We start from the raw sequence: 25,415 nt of genomic DNA on the forward strand, positions 1-25,415 counted from the left end.
GGTCAGTGGCCGCCGAGCGTGATCGCCGCACCGGGGATCGCCTGGAGCAGACGCTCGGTGTACTCCTGCTGCGGGTTCGCGAAGATGTCGTCCACGGTGCCGTGCTCGACGACGCGACCCTGCTCCATGACGCAGACCCGGTCCGCGATCACACGAACGACGGCGAGGTCGTGCGTGATGAACAGATAGGTCAGGTCCAGCTCGGACTGGAGCTCGGCGAGCAGGTTCAGCACCTGTGCCTGCACCAGGACGTCCAGCGCCGACACGGCCTCGTCCAGCACGACGATCTCCGGCTTGAGCGCCAGCGCCCTGGCGATCGCGACGCGCTGTCGCTGGCCGCCGGACAACTCGTTCGGATACCTTTCGGCGACGCTCGAAGGGAGCGCCACCTGATCGAGCACCTCGAGCACGCGCTTGCGCCGCGACGCACTGTCTCCCACCCCGTGCACGCGCAGCGGCTCCGCCACGGTGTTGCCGATGTTGTGCAGCGGGTCCAAGGATCCGTAGGGGTCCTGGAACACCGGCTGCATCTGGCGACGCAGGGCCTGGAGTTCCGGCCGGGAGAGCGTGTCGGTGTCGCGGCCGTTCACGAGGATCGATCCCGACGTCTTGTGCTCCAGCCGCAGCAGCATCTTGGCCGCGGTCGACTTGCCCGAACCGGACTCGCCGACGATCGCCATCGTGGAGCCCTTGGGCACCTGGAACGACATCTTGTCGACGGCCGTGAAGTCGGTGGAGCGGAAGCCGCTCCCCCGGATCTTGTAGACCTTCGTGACGTCGCGGAACTCGATGACGGGCTCGGCCGGAACGGCCTCGGTGTGTGCGATCGACGCGAGATCGACCGTACCCGTGGCCTCCGTCAGCACCTCGGCGAGAGGATCCGCATCGCCGGACACGGCGGTCTGGATGCGCTTCGACGCCAGGCTCGGCGCCGCGGCGACCAGGCGCTGCGTGTACGGGTGCTGCGGATTCTGCAGGATCTCCAGCGCGGGGCCCGACTCGACGATGCGACCGCGGTGCATCACGACGAGGTTCTCGGCGCGCTCGGCGGCGAGGCCGAGGTCGTGCGTGATGAACAGGACCGCGGTGTTGCGCTCCTTCGTGAGGGTGTCGAGGTGATCGAGGATGCGCTTCTGCACCGTGACGTCGAGCGCGCTGGTGGGCTCGTCGGCGATCAGCAGCTTCGGATCGGACGAGAGACCGATGCCGATGAGGACGCGCTGGCGCATGCCGCCCGAGAACTCGTGCGGGAACTGACGCAGACGCCGGTCCGCGTCGGCGAGCCCTGCCTCCTGCAGCACCTGGATCGCACGCTTGCGTGCGGCCTTGCGGCCATCCGCCTGTCCGTTCGCGAGGATCGTCTCCTCGACCTGGAACCCGATGCGGTGCACGGGGTTGAGGCTGTTCATCGGGTCCTGGGGAACCAGGCCGATGAGGTTGCCTCGCACATGCTCGATCTCGGAGCGCCCGAGCTTCGTCAGGTCGCGGCCTTCGAACTTGACGGCGCCACCGGTGATCTTCCCGCTGCCGGGCAGCAGGTTGATGATCGCGTGCGCGGTGGTCGACTTGCCCGAACCGGATTCGCCCACGATCGCCATGGTCTCGCCGGGGTAGATGTCGAAGCTCACGCCGCGCACGGCCGGCACGAAGCCGTCCTGCGTCTTGAACGCGACCTCGAGGTTCTCGATCGAGAGCAGAGGGACGTCGGTGTTGTGGTCGGCGGTCATCGCAGTGCCCTCGCCTTCGGGTCGAGCGCGTCACGCACCGTCTCGCCGAGCATGATGAAGGACAGCACGGTGAGCGAGAGAGCGATCGACGGATAGATCAGCGGCATCGGATCGGTACGCAGACGGATCTGCGCCTGCGCGATGTCGTTGCCCCAGGAGATGAACTCCGGCGGCAGGCCGACTCCCAGGAAGGACAGGGTGGCCTCGGCCGTGATGGCCGCGGCCAGACCGACCGTGCTGAGCACGATCACCGGAGCGATCGAGTTGGGCATGACGTGCGAGAACATCGTGCGCACCCGGGAGACCCCGAGCGCCTCCGATGCCATCACGTAGTCGGCCGAGCGCACCCGCAGGATCTCGGCGCGGAGGATGCGCGCCACGGCGGGCCACCCGAAGAAGCCGATCGCGAGCGAGACCACGAGGATGTTCCGGTTGTCCAGGAACATCGACATGATGACGACAGCGGCCAGCACGTAGGGGATCGCGAAGAACATGTCGCCGATGCGCATGAGCAGCGAGTCGATCCAGCCTCCGAAGAAGCCGGCGAAAGCGCCGATCACGATTCCCATGGCGGCGATGATGATGGTCACCAGGATGCCGACCGACAGCGAGGTGCCTGCACCGTGGACGACGCGCGAGTACACGTCGCAGCCCTGGAAGTTGAACCCGAACGGGTGCCCCTCTCGGGGTCCGGCGTTCGAGTCGGACAGCGAGCAGGCGAAGGGATCGACCGGAGCGAACAGGTCGGGGAACGACGCGATGATGACCAGGATCACGACGAAGACGCCGGCGGTCCAGAACATCCAGCGGCCACGGAGGTCACGCCAGGCGTCGAGCCACAGGTTGCTCTTGCGTTCGCTGACCCGGACGGCGTCGACGGCGCCGAGGCCGCCCTCGTCGGCTTCGGCCACGTAGTGCGCCATACGGCGGGTGGGACGGTTATCGGACATAGCGGATCCTCGGGTCGAGCACACCGTAGAGCAGGTCGATGAACAGGTTGACCAGGACGTAGATCACGACGAGCACGGTCACGATCGAGACGATCTCCGGCCCGTCGTGCTGGTTGATGGCCTTGAACAGCTCGTTTCCGATGCCTGGCACGTTGAACACGCCCTCGGTGACGGTGGCGCCGACGATCAGGATGCCGAAGTCGGCAGCGAGGTTCGTCGTCACGGGGATGAGCGAGTTGCGCAGCACGTGCACCGGGATGACGCGCCGCGTGGGGAGCCCCTTGCCGAAGGCCATCCGCACGAAGTCCTGCTGACGCGTCTCGATGACCGAGTTGCGGGTGAGGCGGACGACGTAGGCGAAGTTGAGCGCGGCGAGGACGATCGCCGGCAATATCAGGTCGGACCATGGCGCGCCTCTGCCGACGGTCGGCCGGAACAGATGCAACTCGATCGCGAGGAAGTACTGCGCGATGAAGGCGAGCACGAACACCGGGATCGAGATGAGCACGAGGCTCAGCAGCATCGAGGCGTGGTCGAAGAGGCTGTTCTTGCGCAGCCCCGAGATGAGGCCGACGACCACACCGAAGAGCAGCTGGATGACGATCGCCAGCAGCGCGAGTCGCAGGGTGACGGGGAACTTCGCGGCGAGGATCTCATTGACGCTCTGGCCGCGGAAGGTCGTTCCCAGGTCGCCCCGGAACAGGTCGCCGAGGTAGATCAGGTAGCGCGTGAAGAACGGCTGGTCCAGGTGGTACTGCGCCTGCAGGGCGGCGTACTGCGCGTCGGTCGGCGTCTTGTCGCCGAACAGCGCGAGGATCGGGTCACCTGGTAGCAGGAAGACCATCGAGAAGATCAGGAAGGTCGCCCCGAGGAAGACGGGTATCGCCTGGAGCAGGCGACGAATGATGTAGGCAGTCATAGCGTGAACCGAACCGCGCCGTGCGGGGCGACGCATTTCGCATCGCCCCGCACGGCGGGTTCAGATCAGAGCGGGAGTGTTACTCGCCGGCCTTGGTGATCTCGTAGACGATCGGCCAGCTGTCCCAGCCGTACTCGACGTTGTCGACGAGCGTCGAGAAGCCGGCGTTGGTCGAGCGGTACCACAGCGGGAGGACGGGCAGGTCCTTGAACAGGACCTCCTGCGCCTGCTCGAAGAGCTTGTTGCCCTCTTCGACCGACGGTGCCGTCGCACCCTCCTGCACGAGCTGGTCGTACTCGGGGTTCGAGTAGTCGCCGTCGTTGGAGCCGGCGCCGGTGATGAACAGCGCACCCAGGATGTTGTATGCACCCGGGTAGTCGAACTGCCAGCCCGAACGCGTCGCCGCGTTCAGCGAGCGGTTCTTGATCTCCTCGCGGAGCGTCGCCAGGTCGGGGAAGGACTGACCGGCGGCGTCGATGCCGAGCGTGTTCTTGATCTGGTTCGACACGGCGTCGACCCACGGCTGGTGGCCGCCGTCGGCGTTGTACGCGATGGTGAACGTGCCGCTCCACGGCGAGATGGCGTCGGCCTGAGCCCACAGGTCCTTCGCCTTGGCGGCGTCGGCGTGCGTGACCTCGGAGCCGGCGATCTCGTCGTTCCAGCCCGCGATGACGGGCGAGGTGTAGTCGACGGCGGGCGTGCGCGTGCCCTCGAAGATCACGTCGGTGACCTCGTCGCGGTCGATCGCGTAGGAGATCGCCTGGCGGCGGAGGTTGCCCTCTTCGTCGTTGCCGAAGTGCGCGAGGCGCGACGGGATGGTCAGACCCTCCCAGATCGCGGCCGGCTGGTCGACGGCACGGTCGCCCAGGTCGTCCTTGTACGTGGCCAGAGCCGTCGGCGGCACGCCGGGGTTGATCACGTCGAGGTTGTCCGAGAGCAGGTCGGTGTACGCGGCCTCAGCGGTGGCGTAGCTGACGAGGTCGACTCCGCCGTTCATGGCCTTGCGCGGACCGTCGTAGCTCTCGTTCGGCAGCAGCGAGATCACGGAGTCGTGCTCCCACTTGTCCAGAACGTACGGGCCGTTGCCGACGGGGGCCTGGCCGAACGCCTCGGGGTCGTCGAAGAACGACTCGGGAAGCGGTGCGAACACCTGGTAGCCGAGCGTGGTCGGGAAGTCCGACTGCGGCGCGGCGAGCTCGACCGTGAAGGTCGTGTCGTCGACGACATCGAGCGAGAGGGAGTCTTCCTTCACGGCGTCGGCGCTGTAGCCGGCGAAGTTCGCGAACCACCACTGGTTCTCGAAGGCGGGGTCGGACGCGGCGTACTGCCATGCCTCGGTGAAGGACTCAGCGGTCACGGGGGTGCCGTCGCTGAACTCCTCGCCCTCCTTGATCTTGATGGTCCAGGTCTGGTTGTCGTCCGACTCGATCGACTCGGCGAGGTCGTTGGCGAGAGCGCCATCGGCTTCGTAGTAGACGAGACCGGCGAAGATGTTCTGCAGAACGAGTCCGCCGCCGACCTCGTTGGTCACTGCGGGCAGGAGCGGGTTCTGGGGCTCGTTGCTCTGAACCGTGACGATGCCGGTCGAAGCCTCGCCGCCGCCTTCACCGCTGCCGTTGTCGTCGCCGGATGCGCACCCCGCCAGGGCGATGGCGCCGACGGAGAGCAGACCGATACCCGCGAGGGCAGTCTTGTTTCTTTTCACTTTTCGTCCTCCTGTGGACAGTGCTGAGTCTGCACGCTCACCATCGAGCACGCAGGGATACCTGAGCGTAACCCGGGGTCTCGCCGCCGCCGTCCTCAGCTAACGAACTGTTACTGAGTGGTGACCATCCGTAATTTCCCCGAAACACGCGGAAATACGCGCGGCGCCGCGCCTCCTGCACGGAAGCGCGGCGCCGTCTGCTCAGACGAGCACGGACTCAGGCGAAGGCCTCGACGGGAGGGCACGCGCACACGAGGTTGCGGTCGCCGTACGCCTGATCGATGCGGCGCACCGGAGGCCAGTACTTGCCCGCGACGAGTGCACGAACCGGATATGCGGCGTCCTCCCGCGTGTAGGCGTGATTCCACTCCCCCGCGATCAGCGAGACCGCCGTGTGGGGCGCGTGCACGAGCGGGTTGTCGTCGGCGGGCCAGCGCCCGGCCGCCACGGCATCCGCCTCGGCCTTGATCATGATCATGGCCTCGATGAACCGCTCGATCTCGTCGAGATCCTCCGACTCCGTCGGCTCGACCATGAGGGTGCCCGCGACCGGGAACGACATCGTCGGCGCATGGAATCCGTAGTCGATCAAGCGCTTGGCGACGTCGTCGACGGTGATCCCGGTCGCTTCCTTGAGCGGCCGGAGATCGAGGATGCACTCGTGCGCGACGCGCGCGTTCTCACCCGTGTAGAGCACGGGGAAATGCGAGCCGAGGCGTTCGGCGATGTAGTTCGCGGAGAGGACCGCGGCCGCCGTTGCGCGACGCAGTCCATCGGCGCCCATCATGCGCACGTACGCCCACGAGATGGGCAGGATCCCCGCGGAACCGTAGGGCGCGGCCGAGATGACGCCGCCGTCGAAGGTGAAACCGCCGAAGTGCTCCGCGCGCTGCGCGAGCGGGTGCGACGGCAGGAACGGCGCGAGGTGGGCTTTCGCGGCCACCGGACCGATACCGGGGCCGCCACCACCGTGCGGGATGGCGAACGTCTTGTGGAGGTTCAGGTGCGAGACGTCGCCGCCGAGGTCGCCGAAACGTGCGTAGCCGAGCAGAGCGTTCAGGTTGGCGCCGTCGACGTAGACCTGCCCTCCCGCGTCGTGGACGGCGCTCGTGATCTCGACGACCTGCTCCTCGTAGACGCCGTGCGTCGAGGGGTACGTGATCATGAGGGCCGACAGATCATCGGCATGCACCGCGATCTTGGCGCGCAGGTCGTCGAGGTCGACGTTGCCGAGCTCGTCGGTCGCCACGACGACGACCTTCATGCCCGCCAGGACAGCGGATGCCGCGTTCGTGCCATGCGCCGATGACGGGATCAGGCACACGGTGCGGTGCTCGTCTCCGTTCGCGTGGTGGTACCCCCGGATCGCGAGAAGCCCCGCCAGCTCCCCCTGCGAACCCGCGTTCGGCTGCAGCGAGACGGCGTCGTACCCGGTCACCTCGGCGAGCCACCCCTCGAGCTGTTCGATGAGCTCGAGGTACCCCTGCACGTCGGCCGCCGGCGCGAACGGGTGGATGCCGGCGAACTCCGGCCACGTGATGGCGGCCATCTCGGTGGCGGCGTTGAGCTTCATGGTGCACGAACCCAGAGGGATCATGCCGCGGTCGAGCGCGTAGTCACGATCGGAGAGGCTCTTCAGGTACCGCATCATGGCGGTCTCGCTCCGATGCGCGTGGAACACCGGGTGCGTGAGGAACTCATCCTGCCGACGCAGCTCCGCAGGCAGGGCGTCAGCACCGTCGGAGAACCCGAACACGCGTTCCTTGGCACCGCCGAAGACCATCGACACCTGGTGCAGCTCCGCCACCGTGGTGGTCTCATCGACCGAGATGCCGATCGTGTCGGCGTCGGCCACTCTGAGCAGGATGCCGTAGCCGTCGCGGGCCTGCGCGGCGTGCTCGTCCGCCCGACCGGGAACCCGCACCGTGAGCGTGTCGAAGAAGGAGTCGTGCACCACCTCGGCTCCGGCCTCGGTCAGCCAGTCGCGCAGGAGGGCTGCCTTGCTCGCCGCTGCCGAAGCGATCGCCCGCAGCCCGTCGGGACCGTGATACACGGCGTACATCGACGCCATCACGGCGAGCAGCACCTGCGCGGTGCAGATGTTCGACGTCGCCTTCTCCCGCCGGATGTGCTGCTCGCGCGTCTGCAGCGACAGCCGATAGGCCGGCTTGCCGTCGGCATCGACCGAGACCCCCACCAGGCGCCCGGGGAGCTGACGCTCGAGCCCGGAACGCACCGCCATGTAGCCCGCGTGCGGACCGCCGAAGCCCATCGGCACGCCGAAGCGCTGGGTCGTCCCCACGGCGACGTCGGCGCCGAGGGACCCCGGTGAGGCGATCAGTGTGAGAGCGAGCAGGTCGGCCGCCGCGATCGCGAGCCCGCCGGCCAGGTGCACGGCGTCGAACACCGCCGACGGATCCCAGACCCGACCGGATGCACCGGGATACTGCACGAAGACGCCGAACAGGCTCTCCGGCAGCTCTTCGCCCGCGGCGAAGTCGACCGTGACGAGCTCGATCCCGAGTGCGTGTGCGCGCGTCGCCAGCATCGCCGCGGTCTGCGGGAGGGCATCGGCGTCGACCGCGAACACGTTCGAGGCGGACTTCGAGGCGCGTCGAGCCAGCAGCATGGCCTCGACCACCGCCGTCGACTCGTCGAGCATCGACGCATTCGCCGTGGTCAGCCCCGCGAGCTCGGCGACCATCGTCTGGAAGTTGATGAGCGCCTCCAGACGCCCCTGCGAGATCTCCGGCTGGTACGGGGTGTACGCGGTGTACCAGGACGGGTTCTCCAGCACGTTGCGCTGGATCACCTGCGGCGTGATGGTTCCGTAGTAGCCGATGCCGATCATCGGGCGGTTCACGGTGTTGCGCGAGGCGAGGCTGCGCAGCTCGGCGAGGGCCTCGGTCTCACTCGCCGCCACCGGGATCAGCGATGCGGCATCTGACGGGCCCGTGTAGATCGACGCGGGCACGGCCTGGCGCATGAGCTGCTCGACCGGGGTCAGCGTCTCATCCGCTTCCGAGGTGTCGATGCCGAGCGCGTCGAGCATCGTGCGCTGCGCGGCATCCGTGGGTCCGATGTGACGATCGGCGAAAGCTACCACTGGGAGATCAGCCCTCCGTGAGAGCGACGTAGGCGTCGCGGTCGAGCAGTCCGTCGAGTGCGCCGTCGGCGACCTCGACCTTGAGGAGCCAGCCACCCTCGAACGGGGCGGAGTTCACGAGAGACGGGTCGTCCACGGCCGCGTCGTTGATCTCGACGACCGTGCCGGACACCGGGGCGTACAGCTCGCCCACCGACTTGGTCGACTCGATCTCGCCGACCACCGATCCGGCGGTGACCTCGGTGCCGACGGCGGGCAGTTCGACGAACACGACGTCGCCCAGCTTCTCGGCGGCGTAGTCGGTGATGCCGATGGTCACGGTGCCGCCGTCCGCGGCGATCCACTCGTGCTCATCGGTGTAGTGGAGTGCATTGAGGTCGGTCATTTGGTCCTCCGGTAGAAAGGCAGGGCGGTCACGGTCGCGGGGATGCTGGTCCCCCGCACATCAAGGAATACTGCGGTTCCCTCCGCAGCGGAAGAAGGATGCACATAGGCCATCGCGATCGGGTGGCCGAGCGTCGGACTGAGCGCACCGCTGGTGATCTCTCCGAGCGCTGCGCCGTCGGCATCGACCACGGCGTAGCCCGCGCGCCCTGCACGCTTGCCCTCCGCGACGAGTCCCACGAGCACCGGCGCGTCCGGTGCGGGCTCGATCGCCTCCTTGCCGACGAACCGCTCCTTCGCGGTCACCACGACGCGTCCGAGTCCGGCCTGGGCGGGTACGGTCTCGAGGGTGAGCTCGTGTCCGTACAGCGGCATTCCGGCCTCGAGGCGCAGAGTGTCGCGGGCGGCGAGGCCCGCCGGGACCAGCCCACGCGGCTCTCCCGCGGCGAGGAGCGCGTCCCACAGTGCTCCCGCGAGCGCGGCGGGGACGAGGAGCTCGAAACCGTCCTCCCCCGTGTAGCCCGTGCGCGCGAGCAGAAGCGGCTCCCCCGAGAACCGCGCGGACGCCCAGGCGTAGTACTTCTGCTCCGACCACGGCGTGCTCACGTCGGTGATCTCATCCGTCGCTGCGAGCACCGCCTCGGCCTGCGGACCTTGCACGGCGATGAGGGCGTACGCGTCGGAGACATCCTCGACCGCGACGTCGACGCCTTCGGCACGGGCGGTGAGCGCCGTCGACATGGCCTCCCTGTTGCCGGCGTTGGAGATGATGAGGAAGTCGTCGTCGGCGAGGCGGTAGACGATCACGTCGTCGATGATCCCGCCGGACTCGGCGAGCAGGAGCGAGTATTTCGCCTTGCCGACGGACAGCGCCGACAGGCGCCCCGCGAGCGCGTAGTCCAGGAATTCACCGGCCGCACCGCCTCGGACGGTGAACTCGGCCATGTGCGAGATGTCGAAGATTCCGGCGCTTCCCCGCACGGCATGATGTTCGGCGAGGTCGGAGGTGTAGCGGACGGGCATCTGCCAGCCGCCGAAGTCGGTGAACGAGGCGCCGAGCGACTCGTGGCGTTCTCGGAGCGGGGTGTAGCGAGGATCGGACATGGAGTTCTCCCGGGTGCGTACGGGCGGCATGACGGCATCGCCATACCTCGGAACTCCCCCTCTGTCATGGGCCTGAGAGCTTCGCCCGTGCACAGATGCGGGGCTTTCACCGTCGGCGGATCCGTCGCTTCGCTCCGGATCGCTTTTCAGAGTGGCCGGAACCGCGCGGTACGCATACCTGAGAGATTGGCGGGGAGGCTTGCTCCTTCGGTGCCCGGCTGCGTTCGCCGGGGCTCTCCCGCGGGGGTCATTCGGCCTGTCTTCAGTTGTGCGCCTCAGTCTAGCCGGTCGCTCCCACGGATCCGCGTCCACTCGACACACTCATCAGCGACGCGGCGAAGCCCGCCCCGGGCTCAGACGTCGAGGGCGAGCTCGGCTCGGACCTCGTCGCGGAGGCGTCCGAGGTTCTCCGGCTCCGGCGCGGCGCCGAGAAGCGTCTTGGTGTACTCGTGCTGCGGATTGAGGATGACGTCGTCAGCCCGACCCCGCTCGACGACATCGCCCTTGTAGAGCACCATGATCTCGTCGGAGAAGTGCCGAGCCGTGGCCAGGTCATGCGTGATGTAGAGCACGCCGAGGTTCTCCTCACGCTGCAGATCGGCCAGGAGGTTCAGCACGCCGAGGCGGATGGACACGTCGAGCATGGACACCGGCTCGTCGGCCACGATGAACCGGGCGCCGGGAGCGAGCGCACGCGCGATCGCGACGCGCTGCCGCTGCCCGCCCGACAGCTCGTGCGGTCGACGTTCCGCGAAGCTCTCGCCGGGGGTCAGCCGCACACGCTCGAGCAGTTCGACGGCGCGTTCCCTCACCTGCGCTCGGGAGAGCTCCGGGTGGTGGAGGCGGATCGGGCGCTCCAGATGATGCACGATGGTGTGGAACGGGTTCAAGGACGCGAACGGGTCCTGGAACACCATCTGCACGTCCGACCGGTACCGCTCGAGTGCATGACCCCGCGTCCCCGACGGCTTCCCGTCGAGCAGGATCTCCCCGCTCGTCGGCGTCTCCAGCTTCATCAGCATGCGTGCGATCGTGGACTTCCCCGACCCGGATTCGCCCACCAGCGCGACGGTCTTCCCCGCCTCGATCGTGAACGACACATCCTTCACCGCGTGCAGGACGCTCGTGCGGAACCCGGAGCGCAGGTGGAAGTCCTTGACCAGATTCCGCGCCTCCAGGGTCGCAGTCGGCATGGCAACGCTCATCGGACGCCCTCCTGGCTCACACCGGTGCGAACGAAGTCGCCCCGCTCACCCGTCAGCGACGGGAAACTCGACAACAGCCGCTTCGTGTACTCGTGCTGCGGGGTGCGGTAGATCTCCTCCGCCGTCCCCTCCTCGACGATCCGTCCCTGCAGCATGACCGCGATCCGGTCGCTGATCTCGATGAGCATGGGCAGGTCGTGGGTGATGAAGATCACCGCGAAGCCGAGCTTCTCGCGCAACCGCATGATCTCGCGGATGATGCCGCGCTGGACGACGACATCGAGTGCGGTGGTCGGCTCGTCCATGATCATGACCTGCGGATCGAGCGCCAGGGCCATCGCGATCATCATGCGCTGACGCATACCGCCGGACAGCTCGTGCGGGAAGCTCGTGAGCCGGATCGGGTCGACTCCCACGAGCGAGAGCAGCTCCTCGGCCCGCGCCGTCTTCGCCTTCCTGCTCATCCCCGGGCGATGGGTGTCGAAGATGTCGAAGATCTGCGCCTTGACGCTGATGACCGGGTTGAGGGAGTTCATCGCCCCCTGGAACACCATCGAGATCTTGTCCCAGCGGAAGGCACGGAGCCCTTCGCCGTCGAGGCCGACGATGTCGATGTCGTGCCCGTCGCGGTCATGGAAGACGATCTCGCCCTCGGTCATCAGCGCCGGGGCCTTGAGCAGGCGGTTCATCCCGTACGCGAGCGTCGTCTTGCCGCAGCCCGACTCCCCCGCGAGCCCGAGGATCTCGCCGCGGTGCAGCGTCAACGACACGTTCCGCACGGCTTTCACCGGCGGGTCGACCTCGTACTCGATCGACACGTTCCTGGCTGTCAGCACCGCCTCGCTCATGCGGTGACCCCCTTGGTCTTGGCGGCCTTGCGCACGCGACGGGCCGCATCGGGCGCATTGCGCAGCTTCGGGTTGATGACCTCGTCGATCGCGAAGTTGATGAGTGCGAGGCCGGCGCCGAGGATCGCGATCATGATGCCCGGTGGGACGAACCACCACCACGCACCGCGTCCGAGGGCCTGTCCCGACTGCGCATCGTTGAGGATCGAACCCCAGGTGATCGACGAGTTCGGGCCGAGACCCAGATACGACAGTCCCGCTTCCCCGAGGATCGCGAAGATGATCGCGAACAGGAACTGCGCCGTCAACAGCGGCAGCAGGTTGGGCATGATCTCCACGAGGATCACGCGCAGGGACTTCTCGCCGGCGACCTTCGAGGCGTACACGTAGTCGCGGGTGCGCAGCGAACGGGTCTGCAGGCGCAGCACGTACGCAGCGCCGGCCCAGGAAGTGATCCCGAGCACGAACGCGACGAGCTGCCAGCTGCGCTGCGGGACGAAGGAGGCGATGACCATCACGAGCGGGAGACCGGGGATCACGATCATCACGTTCGTGAGCAGCGCCAGGATGTCTTCGCGCCAGCCGCCCAGGTATCCCGCGAGAACACCGAACAGGAGCGACAGCACGATGGCGATGCCGCCGGCCGTGACGCCGATCAGGAGCGAGCCCTGCGCGCCGATCGCGAGCTGGGCGAGCACGTCGTTGCCGAGCTTGGTCGTGCCGAGCCAGTGCTCCGCCGAGGGAGCGGCGAGTGCGGGGTTGTCGGTGCTGCGCGGGTTCTGCGTGAAGAACGGCGCGACGATCGCGAAGAGCACGATGGCGAGAACCAGGATCGACCCGACGATGAACTTCGGCGAGGTGCTCGGAAGGATGCGGCGACGCTTGCGGTCCAGCCGCTGCGTAGCCAGCGAGACGGTGCTCGCCGGGGCGGTGGTCGGAGGCTCCTGAGTCAGGAGCGGATTCTTCGTGTCAGACATTCTGGCGCGCCCTCGGGTCGATGAAGCCATAGACGAGGTCCATGAAGAAGTTGGCGACGAGCACCGTGATGGTGATCACGAGGAACAGCCCCTGCATGAGTGCGTAGTCGTTGTTGGTGACCGCCTGGAACATCAGCTTGCCAACGCCGGGATAGGTGAACACCTGCTCCATGACGATGGAACCGGCGACCACGAAGCCGAGCGTGATCGAGAAGCCGGCGATCGAGGGGATCGCGGCGTTGCGGGCGGCGTACGTGGTCATGATGCGTCGCGGACGCAGGCCCTTGGCCTCGGCCGTGAGCACGTAGTCCTCGGCCAGCGTGGAGACCATCATGTTGCGCATCCCGAACATCCAGCCGCCGACCGAGCTGATCACGATCGTGATCGCGGGGAGGAGCGAGTGCGAGACGGCATCGGAGAAGAACGCCCAGGTCGGCTCGGGGCCGTCCGGGAAGTCGAACACGTCGTAGCCCCCGAAGATGGGGAACCACCCCAGGCCGACCGCGAACACGGCCACGAGGATCAGAGCCATCCAGAAGTACGGGATCGACTGCAGGACGGTGGTGGCGGGGATCAGGTGATCGACCCAGGTGCCGCGTTTCCATCCGGCCCAGGCGCCGAGGACGACGCCGAGGACGAAGGAGATGACTGTCGCGGTGCCCACGAGGACGAGCGTCCACGGCAGCGCCCCGGCGATGAGCTCCGACACCGGGGTGGGGAACTTCGTGACGGACACCCCCAGGTCGCCCTGGAACATCCGGCCCCAGTACGCCAAGTACTGGTCCCAGAGGGAGGAGTCGTCTCCCCCGAGCAGGAGCTTGATGTTGCGGATCGTGGTCTCGGAGACGTCGCCGCCGGCCCGCTGCATCTTGGCGATCATGATATCCGCCGGGTTCCCCGGCATGAGCCGGGGAAGAAGGAAGTTGATGGAGATCGCGGCCCAGAGCGTGAACGCGTAGAACCCGATTCTTCGTGCATAGAACTTCATGTCACTGTTTCCTGACTTCCCTCTTCCCCGGCTCCTCTCGCTACTTGACCGGCTGCAACTGCGTCAGGACGTAACCCGCAGCGATCGCGCCCCAGGACGGCGGGAAGGCGTACAGGTCCTCCTCGGTCGGCCAGCCCGTGTAGTCCTTCGTGTTGTAGAAGGTCTGCGTGGCGTTGATGACGAGCGGGATGTACGGCAGGTCGCGCGCGATCTCGGTCTGGATCGTCGCGTAGAGCTCCTTCTTCGTCGCCTCGTCGTTCGTGCTGATGGCCGACTGGATGGCCGCGTCGACCGTCGGGTTGCTGTAGCGGCTGAAGTTCCAGCGGCCTGCCGGCACCTCGGTGCCCACCGGGCTGGTCGACTCGACGGCCGTTCCGCCGAACCAGTCACGGTAGATCTGGAACGGGTCCGCGACGGATGTGCCGATCACGCCGCCGACGATCAGCTGGAACTCGCCGCCCTGACGCGAGTCGGAGAACTCCTGCCACTGCACGGTCGACGCCGTGATCTTGATGCCGGCGGCCTCCGCCTGCTCGGCGATCAGCTTCGCTGCGTCGTTGTAGTCGGTCCAGCCGTCGACCGAGGTGAGCGTGATCTCGAGCGGGACGCCGTCCTTCTCATAGATGCCGCTGGAGCCCTTCGTGTAGCCAGCGGCTTCGAGGATCGCTCCCGCCTCGGCGGCGTCGGCCTCCTGGGGGCTGACCTCATTCGCGGGGTCGGCGAGCCACTTCTCATCGCGAGGGAGCAGCGTGAAGGCGGGCGAGATGTCACCGGTGAGTCCGACGAACGCCTTGTCCTTGATCGTCGCGCGGTCGATCGCGACGTTGAGCGCCTGACGGACGGCGACGTCGGTCTGCGGTCCGGTGCAGCCGAGCTCGGCGTTGGAGCAGGTGTACAGCACCGTCGGGTCCTGCGGGGTGTTGATCCACTCGATCTTGCCGTTGCCGGTCACGTCGTCCGGGTTCGGGATGAACATGCCGGTCCAGTCGAGCTTGCCGGCGGCGAGCAGGTCCTGAGCGGTCTGGTTGTTGTCGACCGCGATGTACTGCACCTTCTTGACGCCGAGCTCATCCGCGTCGCGGTAGTTCTCGTTCGCGACGAGGGTGTACGACTCGCTCGTGGTCTTGTCGACGACGTAGGGGCCGGAGCCGACGGGCTCCTCGTTCGTGAAGTCGGCGAAGTCCTTCACGTCCTTCCAGATGTGCTCGGGGAGGATGTAGCTCGAGCCCATGCGCTGGAACTCGGTGGTGTACTGCGCCGAGGCGTAGGTGAGCACCACGGTCGTGTCGTCGGTGGCCTCCGCCGAGACCAGGCCGTTGCCCTCGGGGTTGTTGGCCTCGTAGTTGAAGGAGAAGGCGACGTCCTTCGCGGTGAGAGGCTCGCCGTCGCTCCACTTGAGGTCGGGCTTGATGGTGACCGTGATCACCGTGCCGTCTTCGTTGTACTCGAACGAGTCGCCGATGAGGCCGACCGGCTCGGAGTCCGCCGTCTTGTTGTAGAAGAACAGCGGTTCGTAGATCGGCCCGAGCGCGCCGTGGAGCACGGTCGGGGCGAACGGGTTGTAGTTCGCGGCGATCGGCGTCTGGCTGCCGGCCCAGACACGCAGGGCCCGATCGCCGTCGGCGTCGCCGCTGTCGCTTCCGCCACCACAGGCGGTGAGGCCCAGGGCGAGGACGGATGCTCCGGCAATCGCGGTGAGCGCAATCTTGCGCCTTCCGTTTCGGATCATTTCTCTTGTTTCCTCTCGGTGCTGCACTGCAGGAGGGATCGCTCCGGATGGAGCAGAACCCCGGACGCGGGGTTCGTGGGCCTCGGGATGCGACCACGGCCACTCCCGAAGGGGTTTGTTAGGACAGTAACCTAACAAACCCCTTCACGGGGAGACAAGCCCTCATGTGCCCGAGAGATAACGTTTCGGACTCGACGCCGAGATGTGTCACACGGGCGCCCTAAGAGTCTGGATGACACTAAGATCGATCTCGGAGGTTAAGGTGTCTATGACTCGAAGCAGCGACATCAGGGTCGCCGTATCGACGGTCATCCTCACGCTGCGGCGCACGGATGACGGCGGCGCGGTGCTCGCACTCCCCCTTGTGCTGCGCACCCGCGAGCCCTTCGCTGAGCAGTGGGCGCTCCCCGGGGGATGGCTGACGCCTGCCGAATCGCCCGTCGACGCGGCCGCACGCACGCTCGCGGAGACGACAGGACTCGCCCCCAGCTACCTCGAGCAGCTCTACGCCTTCGGCGCCGTCGACCGCTCCCCCACCAGGGTCGTCTCGATCGTGTACTGGGCACTTCTCCGCCAGGACGACGTGACGGCGCAGATCGCCGCACACCGCGCGACGGGAAGAGCGCCGGAGAACGTGCAGTGGTTCGACGTCGACCAGCTGCCGCACCTCGCGTTCGATCACTCGAAGATCGTCGACTACGCCCTGTGGCGGCTGCGCAACAAGGTCGGCTACAGCCGCGTCGCGCAAGGGTTCCTTCCTGCGGAGTTCACGCTCGCCGAACTCCGAGAGGCTTACGAGGCCATCCTCGGAAGGAGCCTCGACCCTGCGAACTTCCGACGCCAGGTCGAGGCGGCGGGCAACCTGCTCCCCACCGAGCGATTTCGCACCGGGAGCCACCGTCCTGCACGTCTGTACCGCGACAACACCGATGTCGAGCTGGCCGATCGCGGCCCCCTCGGCCCCGAAGAAACGAGCACCCGATGAGCATCACCTTCGTACCCGCTCCCGCCGTTCCCGCGCTGGACCCTTCCGTGGATCACGCGATCCAGGCGATCGTCTCCGGCGCCTCGACCGATGCCACCTGTGCGACCGACCTCGCCGCCGGGCCGTGGGACTTCGACAGCCGCCCCGGCTACGGCCCCGGCTCGTCGATGGGCGACGTCATCCCCACCGGCGCCCCGCGCCAGGGCGACCTCCCCGTCGAGTACCGCGAGGCGTCGGAAGAGGACCTCGACCGTCGCATCCGCGCGGCGAAGGCCACACTCGGGGACCGGGTCGTGATCCTCGGACACTTCTACCAGCGCGAGGAGGTCGTGCAGCACGCGGACTACGTCGGAGACTCCTTCCAGCTCGCCACCGCGGCCAAGGGCAGAGCGGACGCCGAGGCCATCGTCTTCTGCGGAGTGCACTTCATGGCCGAGACGGCCGACCTGCTGTCGAAGCCGGAGCAGGCCGTGATCCTTCCGAACCTCGCCGCCGGGTGCTCGATGGCCGACATGGCCGACATCGACCAGGTCGAGGACTGCTGGGAACAGCTCGAGGATGTCTTCGGCGACCTCGACACACCGGACGAAGACGGGCGCGTCCCCGTGATCCCCGTGACCTACATGAACTCCTCGGCCGCGATCAAGGGCTTCGTCGGGCGACACGGAGGGATCGTGTGCACCTCGTCCAACGCGCAGACCGTGCTGGAGTGGGCGTTCGAGCGCGGACGGCGGGTGCTGTTCTTCCCCGACCAGCACCTGGGGCGCAACACCGCCAAGGCGATGGGCGTGCCGCTCGATCAGATGCCGATGTGGAACCCGCGGCGAGCGCTCGGCGGTTCCACGGCCGCCGATCTCGTCGATTCTCGTGTGATCCTGTGGCACGGCTTCTGCTCGGTGCACCGGCGCTTCACCGTCGGTCAGATCGATCAGGCCCGCGCCGAGCACCCCGGCGTGCGGGTGATCGTGCACCCGGAGTGCCCGATGGAGGTCGTCGACGCCGCCGACGAGTCCGGCTCCACCGAGTACATCCGGCGCGCGATCGATGAGGCTGCCGAACCGACGACGTTCGCGATCGGCACCGAGATCAACCTCGTGCGCCGGCTCGCAGCACAGTATCCGCAGCACGAGATCTTCTGCCTGGACCCCGTGGTGTGCCCCTGCTCGACGATGTATCGGATCCATCCCGGCTACCTCGCCTGGGTGCTCGAGGAGCTGGTCGCCGGCCGCACCCCGAACCGGATCACGGTCACCGGCGACGTCGCCGACCCGGCGCGGGTCGCTCTGGAGCGGATGCTCGCGGCGAAGCCGCCGGTGTCCGCCGCGGTGCGATGAAGGTCGTCGTCGTCGGCTCCGGCATCGCCGGACTCACCGCCGCGCTCCACGCCCACGAGCGCGGACATGCCGTGACCGTCGTCACCAAGGGTCGGCTCGGAGACGGATGCACGGGTCTCGCTCAGGGTGGCGTCGCCGGGATCTACGGCCCCGACGATTCGATGCAGCAGCACGCCGACGACACGATCGAGGCCGGCGCGGGTCTCTCCGACCCCGAGGCCGTGCGCGTCCTGGTCGAAGACGGGGCGTCCAGGATCGCCGAGCTGATCGCCCGCGGCGTCGCATTCGACCGGACGCCGTCCGGCAGGCTGCAGCTCGGGCGGGAGGCCGCGCACAGCCACCCACGTATCGTTCACGCCGGAGGGGACGCCACAGGGGCGGCGATCACAGCGGCCCTCGTCGCAGCGGTCCGGGACACGTCCATCACCGTCGTCGAACACGCCCTGTTGACGGATCTCATCCTGGCGGGCGGCGCCGCGCGTGGCGTGCGCCTGCTGATCGGCACCGCGCACGCCGCACTCCCCGCCGACGCCGTGATCCTCGCCACCGGTGGCGCCGGCCACCTCTACGCACACACGACGAACCCGGCCGGCACCACCGGAGACGGCATCGCCGCTGCCCTCCGCGCCGGCGCGGCGGTCGCAGATCTGGAGTTCGTCCAGTTCCACCCGACGATCCTGGCGACGGGTCCGGCGTTCCTGATCTCGGAGGCGGTGCGCGGCGAAGGCGCGACGCTCCTCGACGACGCCGGTCGTCGATTCGCCTTCGACAGCCACCCCGACGGCGAACTCGCACCGCGCGACGTCGTGTCCCGCGCGATAGCGAGGCAGGCGGCGTCCCAGGACGCACCGGTGCGACTCGACGCCACGATGCTGGGGGCAGAACGACTCGCCGCCCGGTTCCCGACCATCGACCGGGTGACGCGGGAGCGGGGATTCGACTGGTCGCGCGATCCGATCCCCGTGACGCCCGCCGCGCACTATCTGATGGGAGGCGTCGTCACCGACCTCGACGGCCGCACGACGATCCCCGGACTCTTCGCGGTCGGCGAGGTGGCACGCACCGGGGTGCACGGCGCGAACCGACTCGCCTCGAACTCGCTGTTGGAAGGTGCTGTCTTCGGCGCGCGCGCCGCGTCCGCCCTGGACCTGCCCTGGCGGGCGATCGCCCTCGAGACGCCCCCTCCGGCCGGTCGCGCACCGGAGGACGTCGACACCGCGCCGACCGCGTTCACCCGCACCGCCCTGCAGGAGCTGATGTGGGCCGAGGTCGGGCTGCTGCGCACCGGCGACGGACTCGCACGAGCGCTTCGCATCCTGCAGGGGTGGGCGGCCTCCGGTCCCGCTCCGACGACGCCCGCCGAGCACGAGGACGCGAACCTGCTGCTCCTCGCGCGAGCGACCGCCTCGGCCGCACTGGCCCGCACCGCCTCGGTGGGAGCGCACCATCGCGTCGACGCCGTCGCCCGCGAGGATCTCCCATCCACCGGCACCCTCCCCCCGATCCTGGAGACCGTCTGATGCTTACTCGCGCCACCCTGAACCGCGCCGTCGAAGCAGCCCTGGAAGAAGACGCACCCTGGGGCGACCTCACCAGCACCACCCTGCTCCCTGTCGAGGCGACGGCCACCGCCGACCTCGTCGCCCGAGAAGCGGGCGTCTTCAGCGGCGGCCACGTCTTCGCGGCCGCGTTCACCCTGACCGACCCGCAACTCACCGTGGACGTGCATGTCGGAGACGGCGACGAATTCGCACCCGGCGACGTCCTCGCCTCCGTCACCGGCTCCGCACGCAGCATCCTCACGGCCGAGCGCGTCGCCCTGAACTTCACCCAGCGGATGAGCGGCATCGCGACGCTCACCGCGGCCTATGTCGCCGCGGTCGAGGGCACCGGCGCCCGCATCGCCGACACCCGCAAGACGACGCCAGGGCTGCGGGCGTTCGAGCGGCACGCGGTCGAGTCCGGCGGCGGACGCAACCACCGTCACTCGCTCTCGGACGCCGTGATGGCGAAGGACAACCACCTGGCCGTCCTCACGCGCTCGGGCCTCGACCTCGCGACGGCCTTGCGCGATGCGCTGTCGCGACTGCCGCACACCACGCACGTCGTCGTCGAGGTCGACCGGATCGACCAGATCCCGGCGGTGCTCGAGGGCGGGGCGCACACCGTCCTGCTCGACAACTTCTCCCTCGCCGAGCTGCGTGAAGGGGTCGCGCTGATCGACGCTCGTGCCACGGTGGAGGCGTCGGGCGGGGTGACCCTCGACACCGTCGGCGAGATCGCCCGTACCGGCGTCGACGTCATCTCGGTCGGTGCACTCACCCACTCCGCACGCGCCCTCGATCTGGGCCTCGACCTCCGGATCGACTGAGCACCGTGCTCTACCTGGACCATGCCGCGACATCCCCGGTGCGCCCGGAGGTGCTCGAGGCGATGCGGCCCTACCTCACCGGGGTGTTCGGGAACCCGTCGAGCCACCACACGGCGGGAGAAGCCGCAGCGAGCGCGCTCGACGACGCCCGCGCACGGGTCGCTCGCGTGCTGGGGATGCGGTCAGGGGACATCGTGTTCACGGCGGGCGGCACCGAGGCGAACAACCTCGCCGTCAAGGGCATCGTGCTCGCCGCACTGGAGCGCGGCCGACGGCACCTCGTGATCTCGCCCATCGAGCACGAGTCGATCCTCGAGTCCGCCGCGTACCTGCGACGGTTCCACTCCGTCGAGGTGACGACCCTCCCCGTTGATCCACGCGGCCGGATCGCACCGGAGGAACTCGCCGCGGCCGTCCGTGACGACACGGCGCTGATCTCGATCGGTCATGCGAACAACGAGATCGGGACGGTGCAGGACACGGCAGCGCTGGCGTCCGTCACCCGTGCGGCGCGGGTGCCGCTGCATCTGGATGCCGTGCAGTCCGCCGGCTGGCTGGCGTTGAACGCCCTCAGCGCGGACGCCGTGTCGATCGCCGGGCACAAGCTCGGCGCGCCCAAGGGCATCGGAGCGTTGGCGGTGCGTGGGCGTGTACCCGTCGAGCCCATGCTGCACGGCGGAGGTCAGGAACGGGGGCGACGCTCCGGCACCGAGAACGTCGCGGGGGCCGTGGCGCTCGCGACCGCCCTGGAGCTGGCAGACCAGGAACGCGAGACGGTGTCGTCGCGCGTCGGCTCGACCACCGCGCGGTTCATCGCGCTGGTGCTCGATCGCATCCCCGAGGCCACGCTGACCGGAGATCGCGATCACCGCCTCCCGGGGACGGCGAGTTTCACCTTCGCCGGCACGAGCGGCGAGTCGATCCTGCTCGAACTCGAGCGCCGCGGAGTCATCTCGTCGAGCGGCTCAGCCTGCGCCGCCGGCAGCGACGACCCCTCGCACGTGCTCCTCGCCTGCGGCGTGCCCGCCGAAGTCGCCCAGACCGCCGTGCGGTTCACCTTCGGACGCGACGCACTGCCCACCGATGCCCCGGAGCGTCTCGCTGCCCTCGTCGCGGACTCCGTGCGCGCGGCTCGAGGATGACGCACGGCCATAGACTCGGCTGGTGACTGCCGCCGCCCCGATCGTGACGCTGATCGTCCCCGGCCGAGATATCGCCGCCTTCGCCCCGGCCGCTGTCGACTCCCTGCGCGCGCAGACCGAGCAGCGCTGGCGTGCGATCCTCATCGACGACGGCTCGACCGACGACACGGGAGCCGTCTTCGCGGAGGCGGCCGCTGCCGACGGGCGGTTCCAGACGATCCACCACGAGGCCTCGCGTGGCCTCGGCGCCGCTCGCAACGCGGGCCTGGAGCACGTCGACACCCCGTACCTCGGGTTCCTCGACGGCGACGATGTGCTGCTCCCCGATGCGCTCGCGCGGATGACGGGCACCCTCGAACGGACGGGAAGCGACTTCGTCGCCGCCGCCTATGTGCGCTCACGGCCTCGTGGCGATGCCTACGTCGCCGGACGCGTGCAGCCGTGGGTGGCTGCCGCGACCTCGCCGGAGCGTCTGGGCACCACGCTCGCCGCACATCCGCACGCGGTGTCGAACATCGTCGCCTGGTCGAAGGTGAGTCGAACCGGCTTCTGGCAGGATCTCCGCTTCCCCGAAGGTGTCGCGTACGAAGATCAGGTGGTCGCGCAGTCGATGTACACGCGGGCGCACGCCTTCGACGTGATCCCGGATGTCGTCGTCCACTGGCGGCTCCGCGCCGACGGGACCTCGATCACGCAGAGCAGGGCACGGCTGACGGTGCTGCGCGATTACCTCGCGGCGCTCCGAGGAGGCATCAGCGTGCTGCGGGAAGCCGGGGCCCGCGACGCGGTCATCGCCCGCCTCGAACTGATCCTGGCGATGGACGTCGCCCCGCTGCGCGAGATCGCGGACACGCACCCCGACCCCTCGTACGCCGCGGAGGTCGACGCCTTCGTCCGCGAGCTCCATGCCCTCCCCGAATTCGCCGACGCCTCACCCGACCCCGACATCGCCGCCGCGCTGGCGTGGTGACCCCTCCCGCCCCGACCGACCTGGACATTCCATGAACGACTACCTCGCCTCTCTCTTCTCGCTCGAAGGACGCACCGCCGTCGTGACCGGCGGCAGCTCCGGCATCGGCAAGGGGATCGCCACCGCGCTCGCCCGCGCCGGGGCCGCGACGGTCGTGGTGGCCCGCGGCGAGGCCCGCATCGAGGAGACCGTCGAGGAACTCCGTGCGCACGGCTGCCGTGTCGCAGGGGTCGTCGGCGACCTCGGCAGCAGAGCGGGGATCCATGCCCTCGCCGAAGCCGCCGCCGTGCCGTTCGGCGAGCCGGACATCCTGATGAACTCGGCCGGCATCAACATCCGACCGCCTTTCGCCGAGATCACCGAAGACGACTGGGACGCGACGATGACGGTCAACGCCCTCGCACCTTTCCTGCTCGGGCAGCGCTACGCGCCGGGGATGGCCGAGCGCGGGTACGGCCGGCTGATCCATATCAGTTCACAGCAGGCGCACCGCGCGTTCGTCGGCAGCGGCGTGTACGGCGCCTCCAAGGGCGCGGTGGAATCGCTCATGCGTTCCGAAGCCGAGGCGTGGGGCGGGACGGGCGTGACGAGCAACACGCTGGTGCCCGGATTCGTGCTCACCCCGCTGAACGCCCGTCTCCAACAGGACCCGGAGAAGATCGCCGAGCTCGCTGCGCGAACCATGATCGGGCGCAACGGCCTGCCGGACGACTTCGCCGGCGCTGCCGTGTTCCTCGCCGGCGCAGGTTCGGCCTACGTCACGGGGAACTCGCTCTTCGTCGATGGCGGACTGTCGGTGCACTGACCACGCCGGACACCGCTCACGGCTCCGGCGGGTAGACCCGTTCGTCCGGGCGAGGCTCCGCGAGCAGCGGCACGGCGGCGGTGATCGCGGCGACGGCATCGGCCCCTGCGGAGTCGACAGGGGCTCTGTCCGCCCGACGGTCGGTGAATGCTGCACGGCCGTCGCCGACCAGCGCCTGCTCGACGGAGGCCTCGGTGTCGAGCACACGCGAGGCCGCGACCTGCTCGGCCGCGAGTTCCGCGTACAGCCCGCCGTGCGCCAGGAGTTCGGCGTGGGTCCCCGATTCGACGATGCGACCGGCCTCGAGCACGTGGATCACGTCTGCGCCCATGACGGTCGACAGCCGGTGTGCGATGGACAGCGTCGTGCGCCCCTTCGCCGCCTCGTCGAGGGCCTCCTGGACGACGCGCTCCGATACCGTGTCGAGCGCCGACGTCGCCTCGTCGAGCAGCAGCACCGGCGGGTCTTTGAGCAGAACTCTGGCGATCGCGATGCGCTGCTTCTCCCCTCCGGAGAGTCGGTAGCCACGCTCTCCGACCACCGTGTCGTATCCCTGCTCGAACCCGGCGATGATGTGGTGGATGTTGGCGGCCGTGCACGCCGCGATCAGCTCCTCCTCCGTCGCATCCGGCTTGGCGTAGCGGAGGTTGTCGCGGATGGTCGCGTGGAAGAGATACGTCTCCTGCGACACGATGCCGACGTGGTCGATGATCGACTCCTGTGTCAACGTGCGCACGTCCGCACCGGCGAACAGCACCGCGCCGCCCTTCGCTTCATAGAGTCGAGGAGCGAGGTAGAGGATGGTCGTCTTCCCCGCGCCGGAGGGGCCGACGAACGCGACGTGCGTGCCGGGTTCTGCGACGAACGAGACGCCGTCGAGCGTGGGTCGCGCGTCGGGCGACGCGTCAGGGTACCGGAAGACGACGTCGGCGAACTCGATGCGCCCGCGGGGACCCGGCGCCTCGTCGACGGAGATCGCGTCGGCCGCGTCTTCGATCTCGGGAACCAGGTCGAGGTACTCGAAGATGCGGGCGAAGAGTGCGGACGACGTCTGCAGATCGAGCGAGACGCGCATCAGCCCCATGAGCGGCATCAGCAGGCGCGCCTGCACGGTGGTGAACGCGACCACGGTTCCTGCCGTGATCGCCCCGCTCCCCCCGGCGATCAGATAGCCCGAGACCAGGTAGATCACTGCGGGGACACTGGCCATGAGCACCTGGACGACGGCGAAGAACCCCTGGCCGCTCATCGCTCGGCGCACCTGGAGCACCACCTGGTTGCGGTTCTCGGACTGGTAGCGCTCCGACTCGGTGCGCTGACGGTTGAATGCCTTGGACAGCAGCATCCCCGACACGCTCAGTGTCTCCTGCGTGATGGAGGTGAGCTCCGACAGCGACTCCTGCGTCTCACCGGCGATCCGCGCGCGCACCTGTCCGACCTTGCGCTGCACGAAGATCAGGAACGGCATCATGACGACCGCGATCAGGGTGAGGCGCCAGTCGATCAGGATCATGGCGACGAGCGACGCGACCACGGTCACGACGTTGCCCAGGATGCTGGTGACGGTGTTGGTCAGCACACCGGACACCCCGCCGACGTCGTTCTGCAGCCGCGACTGGATGACGCCGGTCTTGGTCCGCGTGAAGAACCCGAGCTCCATCGCCTGCAGGTGCTCGAACAGCTTCACGCGCAGGTCGCCCGTGACGCTGTTGCCGACCGTCGATGTCAGCCAGGTCTGCGCCACCCCGAGCGCCGCAGAGAGCAGGAACAGGGCGACCATCGCGGCGACGAGCCAGGCCAGCAGCTCGAGATGAGGCCCTCCGCCTGCGACGGGGAACAGCGCGTCGTCGAAGATGCGCTGCACGATCAGCGGCGGGATGACGGCGATCGCCGCCCCCAGGACCACCAGGATGCCCGTGAACAGGATGCGCCACCGGTACGGGCGGAACAGGGATATCACGCGTGCGCCCAGACCATTGATACGCGGCGCCTCGGCGTTCAGCTTCCGCTGCGCGTCTTCGTCGACCCCGCGGAAGCCACCGCCTCGTTGTCCACCGCCCATGCTCATGGCGCCAGCGTACTCAGCCTCGGAGACATCGAGGTCGTCCGCATCCGCCCTCAGCGGATTTCTGTGAATTCGGAATGAAATGTCACCGGCCGCCGTTA

20 protein-coding genes and 2 riboswitches are annotated in these 25,415 nt (G+C 68.3%); of the genes, 7 read left to right on the forward strand and 13 right to left on the reverse strand.

Annotation, left to right across the window (positions count from 1 at the left end):
* Positions 1 to 2: 2 nt before the first annotated feature.
* From AB0E56_RS14250 to AB0E56_RS14305, 12 genes are all read right to left on the reverse strand, one after another.
* Positions 3 to 1,727 carry an ABC transporter ATP-binding protein gene (locus AB0E56_RS14250; protein WP_359799934.1) on the reverse strand — a complete coding sequence of 575 codons (1,725 nt, stop codon included), beginning with the start codon at positions 1,725 to 1,727 and terminating at the stop codon, positions 3 to 5.
* Complete coding sequence (locus AB0E56_RS14255; protein ID WP_359799935.1) at positions 1,724 to 2,677, reverse strand: ABC transporter permease; 954 nt, start codon at positions 2,675 to 2,677, stop codon at positions 1,724 to 1,726. The genes AB0E56_RS14250 and AB0E56_RS14255 overlap by 4 nt, the downstream gene beginning before the upstream one ends.
* A complete protein-coding gene (locus AB0E56_RS14260; RefSeq protein ID WP_359799937.1) occupies positions 2,667 to 3,596 on the reverse strand; it encodes an ABC transporter permease in 930 nt (309 codons plus the stop codon). The genes AB0E56_RS14255 and AB0E56_RS14260 overlap by 11 nt, the downstream gene beginning before the upstream one ends.
* A gap of 79 nt (positions 3,597 to 3,675) precedes the next feature.
* Entirely contained in the window at positions 3,676 to 5,301 is a 1,626-nt protein-coding gene (locus AB0E56_RS14265; RefSeq protein ID WP_359799939.1) for an ABC transporter substrate-binding protein, read from the reverse strand.
* A 217-nt stretch (positions 5,302 to 5,518) separates the two neighbouring features.
* Positions 5,519 to 8,407 carry an aminomethyl-transferring glycine dehydrogenase gene (gcvP, locus tag AB0E56_RS14270; protein ID WP_359799941.1) on the reverse strand — a complete coding sequence of 963 codons (2,889 nt, stop codon included), beginning with the start codon at positions 8,405 to 8,407 and terminating at the stop codon, positions 5,519 to 5,521.
* Between the two features lie 7 nt (positions 8,408 to 8,414).
* Positions 8,415 to 8,792, reverse strand: coding sequence for a glycine cleavage system protein GcvH (gcvH, locus tag AB0E56_RS14275; RefSeq protein WP_359799942.1), 378 nt, complete (start codon positions 8,790 to 8,792; stop codon positions 8,415 to 8,417).
* On the reverse strand, positions 8,789 to 9,895 hold the full coding sequence (gene gcvT, locus AB0E56_RS14280) for a glycine cleavage system aminomethyltransferase GcvT (protein WP_359799943.1): 1,107 nt from the start codon (positions 9,893 to 9,895) through the stop codon (positions 8,789 to 8,791). Before gcvT ends, gcvH begins: the two co-directional genes overlap by 4 nt.
* Before the next feature lie 54 nt (positions 9,896 to 9,949).
* Positions 9,950 to 10,050: riboswitch (glycine riboswitch) on the reverse strand.
* 1 nt (position 10,051) lies between these two features.
* Positions 10,052 to 10,146: riboswitch (glycine riboswitch) on the reverse strand.
* Between the two features lie 102 nt (positions 10,147 to 10,248).
* Positions 10,249 to 11,100: an ATP-binding cassette domain-containing protein gene (locus AB0E56_RS14285; RefSeq protein ID WP_359799944.1), complete on the reverse strand. Its 852-nt coding sequence runs from the start codon at positions 11,098 to 11,100 to the stop codon at positions 10,249 to 10,251.
* Positions 11,097 to 11,948 carry an ABC transporter ATP-binding protein gene (locus AB0E56_RS14290; RefSeq protein ID WP_359799946.1) on the reverse strand — a complete coding sequence of 284 codons (852 nt, stop codon included), beginning with the start codon at positions 11,946 to 11,948 and terminating at the stop codon, positions 11,097 to 11,099. The genes AB0E56_RS14285 and AB0E56_RS14290 overlap by 4 nt, the downstream gene beginning before the upstream one ends.
* Complete coding sequence (locus tag AB0E56_RS14295; RefSeq protein WP_359799949.1) at positions 11,945 to 12,925, reverse strand: ABC transporter permease; 981 nt, start codon at positions 12,923 to 12,925, stop codon at positions 11,945 to 11,947. The genes AB0E56_RS14290 and AB0E56_RS14295 overlap by 4 nt, the downstream gene beginning before the upstream one ends.
* Positions 12,918 to 13,913 (reverse strand): ABC transporter permease, encoded by a 996-nt coding sequence (locus AB0E56_RS14300; RefSeq protein WP_359799950.1) that lies wholly within the window; start codon positions 13,911 to 13,913, stop codon positions 12,918 to 12,920. Before AB0E56_RS14300 ends, AB0E56_RS14295 begins: the two co-directional genes overlap by 8 nt.
* A 40-nt stretch (positions 13,914 to 13,953) precedes the next feature.
* On the reverse strand, positions 13,954 to 15,642 hold the full coding sequence (locus AB0E56_RS14305; protein ID WP_359799951.1) for an ABC transporter substrate-binding protein: 1,689 nt from the start codon (positions 15,640 to 15,642) through the stop codon (positions 13,954 to 13,956).
* A 268-nt stretch (positions 15,643 to 15,910) separates the two neighbouring features.
* On the opposite strand from AB0E56_RS14305, the gene AB0E56_RS14310 reads away from it, so the two are divergent.
* The 7 genes from AB0E56_RS14310 to AB0E56_RS14340 are packed head-to-tail and all read left to right on the forward strand — an operon-like array spanning position 15,911 to position 23,249.
* Positions 15,911 to 16,627: an NUDIX domain-containing protein gene (locus tag AB0E56_RS14310; RefSeq protein WP_359799952.1), complete on the forward strand. Its 717-nt coding sequence runs from the start codon at positions 15,911 to 15,913 to the stop codon at positions 16,625 to 16,627.
* Positions 16,624 to 17,961 (forward strand): quinolinate synthase NadA, encoded by a 1,338-nt coding sequence (nadA, locus tag AB0E56_RS14315; protein WP_359799955.1) that lies wholly within the window; start codon positions 16,624 to 16,626, stop codon positions 17,959 to 17,961. The genes AB0E56_RS14310 and nadA overlap by 4 nt, the downstream gene beginning before the upstream one ends.
* Positions 17,958 to 19,481: an L-aspartate oxidase gene (nadB, locus tag AB0E56_RS14320; RefSeq protein WP_359799956.1), complete on the forward strand. Its 1,524-nt coding sequence runs from the start codon at positions 17,958 to 17,960 to the stop codon at positions 19,479 to 19,481. Before nadA ends, nadB begins: the two co-directional genes overlap by 4 nt.
* Positions 19,481 to 20,332 carry a carboxylating nicotinate-nucleotide diphosphorylase gene (nadC, locus tag AB0E56_RS14325; protein WP_359799958.1) on the forward strand — a complete coding sequence of 284 codons (852 nt, stop codon included), beginning with the start codon at positions 19,481 to 19,483 and terminating at the stop codon, positions 20,330 to 20,332. The genes nadB and nadC overlap by 1 nt, the downstream gene beginning before the upstream one ends.
* Positions 20,333 to 20,337: 5 nt before the next feature.
* Positions 20,338 to 21,474, forward strand: coding sequence for a cysteine desulfurase family protein (locus AB0E56_RS14330; RefSeq protein ID WP_359799959.1), 1,137 nt, complete (start codon positions 20,338 to 20,340; stop codon positions 21,472 to 21,474).
* A gap of 22 nt (positions 21,475 to 21,496) precedes the next feature.
* On the forward strand, positions 21,497 to 22,444 hold the full coding sequence (locus AB0E56_RS14335; protein WP_359799960.1) for a glycosyltransferase family 2 protein: 948 nt from the start codon (positions 21,497 to 21,499) through the stop codon (positions 22,442 to 22,444).
* Positions 22,445 to 22,475: 31 nt separating this feature from the next.
* Positions 22,476 to 23,249, forward strand: coding sequence for an SDR family oxidoreductase (locus AB0E56_RS14340; protein WP_359799962.1), 774 nt, complete (start codon positions 22,476 to 22,478; stop codon positions 23,247 to 23,249).
* Between the two features lie 16 nt (positions 23,250 to 23,265).
* Here the strand turns inward: AB0E56_RS14340 and AB0E56_RS14345 are convergent, their stop codons facing one another.
* Entirely contained in the window at positions 23,266 to 25,311 is a 2,046-nt protein-coding gene (locus AB0E56_RS14345; protein ID WP_359800076.1) for an ABC transporter ATP-binding protein, read from the reverse strand.
* Positions 25,312 to 25,415: the final 104 nt, after the last annotated feature.

Origin of the sequence: Microbacterium sp. NPDC028030 (assembly GCF_040637855.1) — a bacterium.
Lineage (GTDB): Bacteria > Actinomycetota > Actinomycetes > Actinomycetales > Microbacteriaceae > Microbacterium.